Source organism: Arthrobacter sp. CC3 (assembly GCF_039907775.1).
Taxonomy (GTDB): Bacteria; Actinomycetota; Actinomycetes; order Actinomycetales; family Micrococcaceae; genus Arthrobacter.
Window position 1 is genome coordinate 1 of the sequence record NZ_JARCCY010000001.1, and the last position, 11,713, is coordinate 11,713.

The following is an 11,713-nucleotide window of genomic DNA, read 5'->3' on the forward strand; positions in this document are numbered from 1 at the left end:
AGACTCAATCCTCAAAAAAGTCGCCCGCGGCCGCGTCGCTCTCGAAGCCATCAAACAAAACTGAGACACACCACTAGGTAGCAGCAGGTGTCGTTTTGACCGCTCAAAACGACACCTGCTGCTACCTAGTTGGGTCGTGTGTGCGCGGGCCTGTGGATAACTTCCTCGCCCTCGCACCATATTTGCCACCATGGGGCCATGAAGACTCCGCAGCCGCTGCCTTGGCCCCTTAGTTCCGCAGCGTTCACGTACCAGGAAGCGGTCGACGCCGGGGTGACGCGCCGTCGTTTACGGCACCGCTCGCTGACCATGCCAAGCCGGGGGATCCGGCAGACGCGTCAAAGCGGCGGTATCGGGCTCCATGGGCAGGTGCGGCCGGTCACCTTGGTCACGGCATTCTCGGCAGCGTCCCACGCGACTGCGTTTACACTTTGGTCTTTTCCGGGGTTCCTGCCTGGCGCTGACGAGCCGATTATTCACATTTCCCGACCAGACACGATGGCCATTCCCAGACGGGCCAGCGTGCGTGGCCACCGTGGCCAGTTCTTCGGGGACGAAATTGTCGCTCTCGACGGGCTGCTCGTTACCTCGCGGCCGCGGACCTGGCTGGATTGCTCGCGGAAGATGAGCATCAATGAACTGACCGTTGTGGCAGACCACTTGCTGAGGATTCCGCGGCCCGAATTCGAGGGTCGAACGGACCCATACGCCACCATGGAGGAACTAGCGGACATACTCGACCGGCATAAGGGAACTCCCGGCATCCGGAAGGCCCGGCTCGCCCTGGAGCAGGCCCGGGTGGGAGCCGACTCGGCTCCGGAGACCCGCCTGCGGCTGGCCCTGGAGAACGGTGGCCTCCCCGAACCGCAACTGAATGTGCCCACCGAGCTGCGTCCCGGCGTCGTCCGTCGACCGGACCTTAGTTACCCGGAACACCGCGTAGCGGTGGAGTACGACGGTGAGGGCCATTCGGAAATTGCGCAGATCGTCCGGGACATCGCCCGCGAAGAGGATTTCGGCCGGGCCGGGTGGGTGCTGGTCCGGATCTCCAAACGGCACATGGGCAGTGATGCCCGGCCTGCTGTAGCGAAGGTCCGCTCGGCACTCCTCGGCCGCGGCTGGTTGCCCAAGTAGGTAGCAGCAGGTGTCGTTTTGAGACCTGAAAACGACACCTGCTGCTACCTAGTTGGGGGAGAAGAAGGACCTGCTTACGTCAGGGTGCGCTGCTTGGTCTCGGGGGCGAAGAAGGCCATCCACAGCACCGACAGCAGGACCAGCCCGCCGGCCAGGGCGAAGGACGTCGCAAGGCCCAGCTGCGGCCACAGGACGGAGGCGAAAATCAGCGGACCGAAGCCTGCCCCCAGCCGGGAGAACGTGGACGCCCAGCCGAAACCCGTGCCGCGCAGGTCCGTCGGGTACAGCTCGGAGACGTATGTATAGAGCACCGGGATGGCCACCTGCACGATGAAGCCGAACACCAGCAGCCAGAACACGGCGGCGGACGGGATGTCCACCACGAACGCCACGATCACCAGCGTCAGCGCGGACAGCGGCCCGGTAATCGCCAGGATCCACTTGCGGCCCACCCGCTCCACCAGCACGGCGGCCACCACCACGCCCAGAAGCCCGACGGCGGCCATGGATGCCGTAGTGAGAAAAGCCTTGTAATCCTGGAAACCGGCGCCGATCAGGATCCGCGGCATCCACGTCAGGGACAGGTAGTAGACCAGCAGGATGCTGAAGAACAGCGACCAGGCAGCGGCGGTGACCTTCCAGTTGAAGCGCCAGACGCGGACCAGCTGGAGCCAGGCGCTCCCCGCGGAGAGCCGAGGGGCATCCTGTGCCTCAGGCAGGCTGTAGGCACGGGGCTCGGCGCCGGTGGCCTTGACCAGGTCGTCGATGACCTTGGCGGCCTCGTCGCGGCGGCCCTTGCGGATGAGGAAGAGCGGAGACTCGGGCACGCTGCGCCGCACCCAGAACACCAGCAGGGCCGGCAGCACCATCACCAGCATGGTCAGCCTCCAGTCCGCGAACGCTGCAACCAGCCAGGCCGAGACGAAGCCGCACAGCGCGGCGCCCACCGGCCACCAGCCGTCCATCGCCGTGAGGACCTTGCCGCGTTGCTTCCGCGGTGTGAACTCACCCACCAGGGCATAGTCCACCGGAATGCACCCGCCCAGGCCGAAACCTGCCATGAAACGGAACACGCAGAACCAGATGAAGTCGGGGGAGAAGGCACCCAGCACCGTGAAGAGGGAGAAGATCAGCAAGGTTGCAGTGAAGGCCTTCTTGCGGCCGATGGTGTCCGCGATGGTGCCCCAGGCGAATGCGCCCAGCGCCATGCCGACCAGGTTCGACGTTCCGATCCACGCGGCATCGCCGGGGGACAGTGCCCAGTGGGTGGACAGCAGCGGAATGAGGATCCCGTTGAGCGTCACGTCCCAGGCGTCGAACATAAAACCCAGCCCGCCGATCAGGAAGATCCTGCCCTGCACCCTCCACCGCCACGGCAGTTCCTGGACCACCTGTTCGCCGTTGGGCACAGTGGTGTAAGTATTCATCTCGGCCTCCTGGGAAAACTCTACGTCGCAGCGGCGGGTCTGCGCGCGGCCTTCACACACCGGCGCGCAGGGAGGGCATCCGGCGGGACGCGATAAACTGGCCTCATCCCCACCAACCGCGGCACCCCACCGTGTCAAAAGACGGAGACCTTTGTGAGCTTTACGCAGCTAGACCGTGTTCCCATCCGCCGAGCCCTGATCTCGGTCTACGACAAGACCGGTCTGGAGGAGCTCGCGAAGGGCCTGCACGAAGCAGGCGTCAAGATCGTCTCCACCGGCTCCACCGCGAAGAAGATCGCCGCGGCGGGCATTCCCGTCCAGGAAGTCGAGGAAGTCACCGGCTCCCCGGAAATGCTGGACGGCCGTGTCAAGACGCTGCACCCCCGCGTCCACGGCGGCATCCTGGCCGACCGCCGCGTCCCCGCCCACATGGAAACGCTGGCCAGCATGGAGATCGAGGCCTTCGACCTCGTCGTCGTGAACCTGTACCCGTTCGTGGAGACCGTGAAGTCCGGTGCCGCGCAGGACGACGTCGTGGAGCAGATCGACATCGGAGGCCCCGCCATGGTGCGCTCCGCGGCGAAGAACCACGCCGCCGTCGCCATCGTGGTGGACCCCACGTTCTACGGCAACGTCGTCCGCGCCGCGGCTGAAGGCGGCTTCGACCTGAAGACCCGCCAGCGCCTGGCTGCCAAGGCCTTCGCACACACCGCCACCTACGACAACGCCGTGGCCACCTGGACCGCCAGCCAGTTCCTCGATGAGGACGGCGACGGCGTCATCGACTGGCCGGCGTACGCCGGCCTCGCGCTGGAGCGCTCCGAGGTCCTCCGCTACGGTGAAAACCCGCACCAGCAGGCCGCACTGTACGTGGACAAGGCCGCTCCTGCCGGCATCGCCCAGGCCGACCAGATCCACGGCAAGGCCATGAGCTACAACAACTTCGTGGACGCGGACGCCGCACTCCGCGCCGCATTCGACTTCGCCGAGCCCGCCGTGGCCATCATCAAGCACGCCAACCCGTGCGGCGTGGCCGTTGGTTCCGCCGACGCCGCGGACCCCATCGCGGATGCCCACGCCAAGGCCCACGCCTGCGACCCCGTCTCCGCGTTCGGCGGCGTCATCGCTGCCAACCGCACGGTCACCGCCGGAATGGCGCAGACCGTGGCCGGCATCTTCACCGAAGTGGTCATCGCCCCCGGGTTCGAACCGAAAGCCGTGGAGATCCTCGCCAAGAAGAAGAACATCCGGCTCCTGGCCCTGCCCGAGGGCTACGGGCGCTACCCGGCCGAAATCCGCCAGGTCTCCGGCGGCGTGCTCGTGCAGATTGCAGACAAGGTGGACGCCGAAGGCGACAACCCCGCCAACTGGACCCTCGCAGCCGGCGAAGCCGCGGACGACGCAACGCTGGCTGACCTTGCGTTCGCCTGGACCGCCTGCCGCGCCGCCAAGTCCAACGCCATCCTGCTCGCCGATCACGGTGCCGCCGTGGGCATCGGCATGGGCCAGGTCAACCGGCTCGACTCGTGCAAGCTGGCCGTGGAACGCGCCAACACGCTGGGTGTGACGGTGGAGTCCGAGGTTGATGGTGCCGGCGGTGCAGCTGGCCCGTCGTCAGCGGAGGCTTCAGGCGCACCGCAGCGCGCCCGCGGTGCCGTTGCAGCATCAGATGCGTTCTTCCCGTTCGCCGACGGCCTGCAGATCCTGATCGACGCCGGCGTCCGCGCCGTGGTCCAGCCCGGCGGTTCCGTCCGGGACGACGAGGTCATCGCCGCGGCCAACGCCGCCGGCATCACGATGTACTTCACGGGTGCGCGGCACTTCTTCCACTAGGAAGACGGACGGACCCAGCCACCGGCTCCGGTGGTTGCGCCTGTCGAAACCTGACCGAGTACGACGGCGACCGCCCCCGAAAGGGGACGGTCGCCGTCGTCGTTTATTCAGTTAGTCCGCTTCAGCTGCAGCGGATGGTCCGTCGTCAGCCTCAGGCGGGGGGAACCGGACCCCGCGCGGTTTCGCGGCTTCCATGCGCTCCGGCGTCCAGTAGGCGAGGACGTCCGCCGGCACCTGGCTGATCTCGCTGACGCTCACGGTTTCGTCAGCCGAAGGGCCGTCAGCCGAAGTGCCGGGGGCGTCAGTTGGCGGACGATGCACTCGAGTAGGCCTGCTGGATGACGGAGCCCCAGTACGGCCCGTACATGACCGTGGACCGGCTGCCGTAACCGTAGCTGTTGATGGAGTTCTGGTATCCGCCGGAGCTGGTGCCAATGAACCACGGGCCGCCCGAGGATCCGCCGGTCATGTCGCAGGGGATGCCCTGGGACTGGAACTGCGGGTTGTTGGGATCGTTGCTGGCCGGCCCGGTGCAACTGACGAGTGAGGAACCATCGAACGGCGCCGCTGCGGGATAGCCATAGGACTTGTACGTCAGGCCGCGGGCGGCGTTGAACTGGACACCGGAGGCGCCGACAACGTCTGCAAGGCTCTGGCCGTTGAGCGGCGAGACGACGGCGAAGCCCGTGTCGTACTGCATGTCGCCGGCCGAGCTCCACTGCGTCGGGGCGTACAGGGCCTTGGCTGCCCACTTGCCGTAGGGCGCGGCACCGTCCAGGTAGGCCGGGACGAAGATGAAGTTGGTGGCGAAGGCGCCCGGTCCTTCGTTGATGCAGTGGCCGGCGGTGGACACGGTGCTCTTGTTGGTGGACACCACGGAGTTACCGGAGCAGACGTAGTTGCTGCCGCCCAAGGTGAAGAAGACCTTGCCGATGTGGGACACCGGACTCTCATCGGCGTGCAGGGGTGCGGGTTTGCCGTTGCCTGCCTTGCCGGCAATCTTGGTGCTCGAGCCCTTTTCCACGGTTGCAGCAGACGACGTGTTGCCGCGCTGCAGTGCTTTACCGGCCAGTACGTCGCCCGGGACCGCTGTACGCATGCGGTCAGGCGTCCAATAGTTGGCTGCACTTGAGCTGTCCACTGACTGGCTGGAAACCTGCCCGCCATCCTGGGGAGACGGGGCCTGCGGGGATGCGGGTGCGGCAGTTGCCCCTGCGGCTGCACTGACGGCAAGCAGGGCGGCGGCGGACAGGCTCAGGAGGCTGGTGGCCAGAGTCTTCGATTTCGTCATGGGTGTCCTCAACAGAAAGTTTGCGTCGGCCTCAGGTGGTGGCCGCCGCTGGTGGAGATCAACCTACCCACTGTGACAATTGTTGTAAATAGATAGACGAGTTTCGTATTGTGGCTGGTGGGATGTGGTCCCGGTCTCTCCGCGGCCCTGTCAGTGCGACGGTCGGGGGTATGCTACGCGTCGCTGGACGCCACGATGGGCGCCGACGCGCCCTGCTCGGGTAAGTTAAGAATGTTGAAATAACGCCAGAGTTCCAGATGTATGTATACCTTCAGGAGACGCCCCACCAATGGCCAAGATTATTTATACCCACACTGACGAAGCGCCCATGCTGGCCACCTACTCGTTCTTGCCGATCATCGAGGCCTACGCGTCGACTGCCGGTGTGGAAGTGGAGACCCGCGACATCTCCCTCTCTGGCCGCATCATCTCCGTGTTCGGTGACTACCTCACCGAAGAACAGCGGATCAGCGATGCCCTGGCCGAACTGGGTGACCTGGCAAAGAAGCCGGAAGCCAACATCATCAAGCTGCCCAACATCAGCGCATCGATTCCGCAGCTGAAGGCCGCCATCGCCGAACTCCAGTCCCAGGGCTACGACCTTCCGGACTACCCGGACAACCCCTCCTCCGACACCGAGACGGACATCCGCTCACGCTATGACAAGATCAAGGGATCGGCCGTGAACCCGGTCCTGCGCGAAGGCAACTCCGACCGCCGCGCGCCCCTGTCCGTAAAGAACTACGCCCGCCAGAACCCGCACTCCATGGGCGCCTGGACCCCGGAGTCCAAGACCAACGTGGCCACCATGGGCGCCGAGGACTTCCGCGCCAACGAAAAGTCGGTGGTCATCGAAGCTGATGACACTGTCAAGATCCAGCTGGTCAAGGAAGACGGCACCGTCAAGGTCCTGAAGCGCGGGTTCCCCGTGCTGGCCGGCGAAGTTGTTGACGGCACCGTGATGCGCGCCGCCGCTTTGGACGAATTCCTGGCAGCACAGGTTGTCCGCGCCAAGGAAGAGGGCGTGCTGTTCTCGGCACACCTGAAGGCCACCATGATGAAGGTCTCGGACCCCATCATCTTCGGCCACGTGGTGAAGGCCTACTTCGCCGAACTGTTCGACACGTACGGCGAGCAGCTTGCCGCCGCAGGCCTGAGCGCCAACAACGGCCTGGCCTCCATCCTGGGCGGACTCGAAGAGCTTCCCGAAGACGTCCGCGAAGGCGTCCAGGCTGCCATCAAGAAGGGCCTCGCCGAAGGTCCCGCACTGGCGATGGTGGACTCGGACAAGGGCATCACCAACCTGCACGTTCCGTCCGACGTCATCGTGGACGCATCCATGCCTGCAATGATCCGGTCGTCCGGCCACATGTGGGGCCCGGACGGCAAGGAAGCCGACACGCTGGCCGTCCTTCCGGACAGCAGCTACGCCGGCATCTACCAGGTTGTCATCGACGACTGCCGCGCGAACGGCGCCTTTGACCCCACCACCATGGGCACGGTGCCGAACGTGGGCCTCATGGCCCAAGCCGCCGAGGAATACGGCAGCCACGACAAGACTTTTGAGATCCAGTCGGCCGGCACCGTCCAGCTCGTGGACAGCAAGGGCACCGTCCTGATCGAACACCAGGTGGCCCCGGGCGACATCTGGCGCGCCTGCCAGGCCAAGGACGTGCCGATCCGCGACTGGGTCAAGCTGGCCGTCACCCGCGCCCGCGCTTCCGAAACCCCCGCCGTGTTCTGGCTGGATGAAGAGCGCGCCCACGACGCCAACCTGATCGCCAAGGTCAAGGAGTACCTTAAGGAACACGACACCGAGGGCCTCCAGATCGAAATCATGTCCCCGGTGAAGGCCACGGCCTTCACCCTCGAGCGCATCCGCAAGGGCGAGGACACCATCTCGGTGACCGGCAACGTGCTCCGCGACTACCTCACGGACCTTTTCCCGATCCTCGAACTGGGCACCAGTGCCAAGATGCTGTCCGTGGTTCCGCTGATCAACGGCGGCGGACTCTTCGAGACCGGCGCAGGCGGCTCAGCTCCGAAGCACGTCCAGCAGCTGCTGAAGGAAAACCACTTGCGCTGGGACAGCCTGGGTGAGTTCCTGGCTCTAGCCGTCAGCTTCGAGCACCTCGCCACCACCACGGGCAACAAGCGTGCCCAGGTTCTCGCCGACACCCTGGACCGGGCCACCGGCACGTTCCTGCTCGAAAACAAGTCCCCGCGCCGCAGTGTAGGGGAACTGGACAACCGCGGCAGCCACTTCTACCTGGCCAAATTCTGGGCGCAGGAACTGGCAAAGCAGAGCGACGACGTCGAGCTGGCTGCCGACTTCGCCGCCGTGTCCGAGGCGCTGACCTCCAACGAAGACACCATCGTTGCCGAGCTGCTCGCAGTGCAGGGTTCACCGGTGGACATCGGCGGTTACTACCACCCGGACGTTGCCAAGGTTGCCTCGGTGATGCGTCCGTCCGCGACGTTCACCGAAGTGCTCTCCGGACTGGCCAAGTAGCCGGACCCGTCAAGCAGAACGCCCCGCTTCCCATCACGGGAGGCGGGGCGTTCTGTTTTGGCCGGGGCGTCCAGCGCTAGCGCTGGACGTGCTTGCCGAACGGGGGCTCGGTGGCCATATCCGGATCCGTGTTCACGGGCTGCTCCGTGGGCGCGTTGTCGTAGCCCACTGCTTCTTCGAGGGGGACGGCAGTCGTGGCGTCGAGCGGAATTCCCGCCGTCGTGGCGGCTGTTGTTGCCGCGCCGGCTGCAGCCCCGCTGGTTGCGCCGTCGCTGACGCGCTCCCGCCACGCGCCGGTCTCCACTTCGCGTTCCTCGATGAACTTCTTGAAGCGTTTGAGGTCCGAGGCCACCTGGCGGGAATCAAGGCCCACCGCTGCCCCCACCTTTTCGACCGCGGAATCGGGCTCCCAGGCGAGTTCCACGCTGACCTTCGTTTCGGTCGGGTTGAGTGCTTCGAACCATACTGTTCCGGCATTGCGAGGCTCGTCGAGGCTCTCCCACGTCACGCGCTGGTCCGGCTGCTGGACGGTGATCCGGGCGTCGTATTCCCTCTTGACACCGCCGATGCTGGTCTGGAAGTGCACCGTGGTGTCGTCGAGCTGCCGCACGTCGTCCACGCCGCTCATGAAGTGCGGAAAGTCCTCGAACTGGGTCCACTGGTTGTAGGCCTGGCTCAGCGGGACGCTTACATTGATGGATTCCTGGACAGTTGCCATGCGTACATCACTCCTTCAGCTGGCGGGCCCGTGGCCCGCGGTTCTGATCTCGTTGCGGCTTCATGGGCGCGCTTAACCAACCTAGCGACAATCTCGGCAAATAGTAAGTTTGCTGATGAAAAATTGCCGGAGGGCTACTCGGGGGCGGAGGCCGACGACGGCGGGATCCTTGGTCGGGCCGTCCACCTCACCAAGCACCCCACGTAGTTTCAGACGCGCCGTTGCCGGCGTCAGCGTCCGGAGGCGCCTTTGCCTTTCTCGCCCTTTCCGGGGACCACTTGAGCGGGGGCGGGGACTTCGGCGGCGGGAGCAGGAGCTGCCTTCGCAGCTTCTGCCGCTGCCGCCTCGGCTGCTGCCTTGGCGGCGGCCGCCGCTTCCGCGTCAGCCTGGGCCTTCGCTGCTGCCTGCGCAGCGGTGAGGTCCGCCCTCACGGCTTGGACTGCCGTCATGATGCTCTGATGGCGTTTGAACGACACGCTTCCATCGGCGGCTGAAGCGTCAAGCTGCGCCACGAGTTCGTCGAGCGACTTGAGTGCGCCGGATGTGTCGTTGCCGGCGGCGGACTGTGAAACTGTCAGGACTTTGGCCTGCAGTTTCTCAGCGGCATCCGCTTCGAGGTCGGGGGCCGTGGAACTGCAGCCGGCGAGGGCGGCCGAAAGCAGGCCGGCCGCGATGAGCGTCCGCCAACGGCGGGACGGCACCAGACGATGGTGGTTGTCTGCGATGGACATCACGGTTCCACACTCTTCTGTAGTTGCTCCAGATGTTCTCCCAAGGTGCCGGTAACGGCAGGGTACTGAACAGGTTCCGGCGTGTTGGGCGTGTTGACGGTCAGAAGAATCAGGGTGCCCACTACCAGGAGTGCGAGCCCGGCTATTGCAGCAGCTAGCTTGCGGCGGCCCGCGGCGCTGATGCGTCGGGTGATTCCAGTACGGGGCTGGCCGCCTCCGCTGGCCGATAGCTGAGCCGTTGTGCGGGCGGGCGCGCCGTGCACCGAATCCAACTCCTGCGTGCTGTCCGAGACAACAAGCGGCGGCCGCGACGGCGGTGCGGGGAGGATGCGGGTGGGCTCCTGGGCCACCGCGCCGGGTATCGATTCAGGGGACACCAGGGCATGCCGGAGGGCGATCTCGACATCGGCCGCCGTCGGGCGGTCCATGGGATCCAGTGCCGTCATGGAGCTGATCAGGCCTGCCCACTCTGCGGGAATACTGTCCGGAATTCCCGGGGCGCGGTGCAGGCGTGCCACTGCAGATTCAATGGCGCTGCCCGGATATTCCACCGCTCCCTTGATGCACTCAAGCAGCACGAGGCCCAGGGAGTAGATGTCGCTGGCAGGACCCAGGTCTGCGCCGCGCGCCTGTTCCGGGCTCAGGTAGGCGGCTGTCCCCACCATGGTTCCGGTGGCTGTTAACCGCGTGCCGTCAACGATCCGGGCAATGCCGAAATCCGCCAGCTTGGGGCGCAGGGGTTCGCCGGGGCGGACCTGCACCAGCATGATGTTGGCTGGCTTGATGTCACGGTGGATGATGCCCAGATTATGGACGTATGCCAGGGCGTCGGCTACCCCCGCTCCGATCACTGCCAGTTCATCCAGAGGCACCGGGCTGTGCCGGATCCTGCTCCGGAGGTCCTGTCCCTCAATCAGTTCCATGGTGAGGAAAGGGCGCGGCTCTTCAGGGACGCGGGAATCGATTCCAGCGTCGAATAGTGTCACGAGGCTCGGGTGGTTCAGGGTGGCGAGCAGTTCTATCTCTGCCTCTTGGCGCTTTAGCTCATCCGCGTCGGCCGCCTGCGGAGCAAAGAGCTTCAATGCGACGTCGCGGCCGAGGTTTTCATCCCTGGCCGTATACACCGATGCCATGCCGCCGCGTCCGATGACGTCGCCAAGACGGTAGCGGCCGCCAAGGACCTCCGCCGTATCACTGGGCGAACTCTCCACGATGTCCCCATCCTTTTTTGCGTTCCCCTCGGAACGCGCTCTAAAGAATAATACGGGGACGGGTATGCATTTTCATAAGGGTGCTTGGTAGTTGACCTCCATGATCGGAAGTGGCGCTGCCTGAGGTCTGGCACGGGATGCCCTGAGCGGCCTCCCGCGCCAGACCAGTCCAGGGGCCCAGCTGGCGTGGCGGACAGGGCGGCCGTGATGGCCACACGCTGCCCGCCGGCAGTTTAGGCCTTCCTCCGCCGGGTCAGTGCGAGCATGACGATCATGCCGCCGGCGAGGAGCAGGAGGGCCGCGGTTACCAGGTCAAGGTTGGCTCCCGTGTTGGCGAGAAGGTTGGCCCCTGTGTTGGAGCGACCCGAGGCTGCCAACGGAGTGACTGAGGCGGCCGCCGGTGCCATATTCGTGCCCGGCAGTTCCAGCGGTGACGGACCTTCAGCAGCTGCCGCCGGAGGGGCGATTGCCGGACCGAACACCAATGGGGGCGTGGCCACCGGAGGCGTAACAACAGGCGGATTGACCGCCGGGGGAGCCACTACCGGAGGAACGACAGCGGACGACGAGTCCCCAGCGATTCCAACCGACGCGCCGCCAACCGTGATCGGTGCGGTGACCGGTGCGATGACCTGGTTTCCGGAGGCGAGACCGTCGGAACCGTTGGTTGAACCGCTCGTGTTGGTGCCAGCCGGTGCGGTGCTGGTCCCGGTATTGCCGGTTGCCGTTGAGTCACCCAGCAGGCCCAACGACGTCGTTCCTACCGTGGCGGGGGCGGTGACCGGTGCGATGACCTGGGTTCCGGAGGCGAGACCGTCGGAACCGTTGGTGGTTGAACCGCTCGTGTTGGTGCCAG

The 11,713-nt window shown here is 65.5% G+C and carries 10 protein-coding genes; 3 read left to right on the forward strand and 7 right to left on the reverse strand.

Translation table 11 applies throughout. From position 1 onward, the window contains the following. Nucleotides 1-522 precede the first annotated feature (522 nt). Complete coding sequence (locus tag PV761_RS00005) at nucleotides 523-1,134, forward strand: hypothetical protein (RefSeq protein ID WP_347893358.1); 612 nt, start codon at nucleotides 523-525, stop codon at nucleotides 1,132-1,134. A gap of 74 nt (nucleotides 1,135-1,208) precedes the next feature. Here the strand turns inward: PV761_RS00005 and PV761_RS00010 are convergent, their stop codons facing one another. Next, a complete protein-coding gene (locus tag PV761_RS00010; protein ID WP_347893361.1) occupies nucleotides 1,209-2,561 on the reverse strand; it encodes an MFS transporter in 1,353 nt (450 codons plus the stop codon). Nucleotides 2,562-2,714: 153 nt separating this feature from the next. Here PV761_RS00010 and purH point away from each other — a divergent pair, with 153 nt between their 5' ends. Continuing rightward, on the forward strand, nucleotides 2,715-4,394 hold the full coding sequence (purH, locus tag PV761_RS00015) for a bifunctional phosphoribosylaminoimidazolecarboxamide formyltransferase/IMP cyclohydrolase (protein ID WP_347893363.1): 1,680 nt from the start codon (nucleotides 2,715-2,717) through the stop codon (nucleotides 4,392-4,394). A 111-nt stretch (nucleotides 4,395-4,505) separates the two neighbouring features. Here the strand turns inward: purH and PV761_RS00020 are convergent, their stop codons facing one another. Beyond that, nucleotides 4,506-4,652, reverse strand: coding sequence for a hypothetical protein (locus tag PV761_RS00020; RefSeq protein WP_347893365.1), 147 nt, complete (start codon nucleotides 4,650-4,652; stop codon nucleotides 4,506-4,508). A 43-nt stretch (nucleotides 4,653-4,695) separates the two neighbouring features. Next, entirely contained in the window at nucleotides 4,696-5,685 is a 990-nt protein-coding gene (locus PV761_RS00025; protein ID WP_347893367.1) for a hypothetical protein, read from the reverse strand. Between the two features lie 289 nt (nucleotides 5,686-5,974). Between PV761_RS00025 and PV761_RS00030 the strand changes: the two genes are divergently transcribed. Beyond that, the gene (locus PV761_RS00030; protein WP_347893369.1) at nucleotides 5,975-8,197 is read left to right on the forward strand and encodes an NADP-dependent isocitrate dehydrogenase; all 2,223 of its coding nucleotides are present in this window, start codon (nucleotides 5,975-5,977) and stop codon (nucleotides 8,195-8,197) included. 76 nt (nucleotides 8,198-8,273) lie between these two features. Here PV761_RS00030 and PV761_RS00035 read toward each other — a convergent pair whose 3' ends face one another. The 4 genes from PV761_RS00035 to PV761_RS00050 all read right to left on the reverse strand — a co-directional run. Continuing rightward, entirely contained in the window at nucleotides 8,274-8,915 is a 642-nt protein-coding gene (locus PV761_RS00035) for an SRPBCC family protein (RefSeq protein WP_347893371.1), read from the reverse strand. A gap of 230 nt (nucleotides 8,916-9,145) precedes the next feature. Continuing rightward, entirely contained in the window at nucleotides 9,146-9,646 is a 501-nt protein-coding gene (locus tag PV761_RS00040; RefSeq protein WP_347893373.1) for a mucin-associated surface protein, read from the reverse strand. After that, nucleotides 9,646-10,857, reverse strand: a complete 1,212-nt coding sequence (locus PV761_RS00045) for a serine/threonine-protein kinase (RefSeq protein WP_347893375.1) — start codon at nucleotides 10,855-10,857, stop codon at nucleotides 9,646-9,648. The genes PV761_RS00040 and PV761_RS00045 overlap by 1 nt, the downstream gene beginning before the upstream one ends. Nucleotides 10,858-11,090: 233 nt before the next feature. Beyond that, the coding region (locus PV761_RS00050) for a chaplin family protein (RefSeq protein WP_347893377.1) at nucleotides 11,091-11,713 on the reverse strand (623 nt) is incomplete at its 5' end.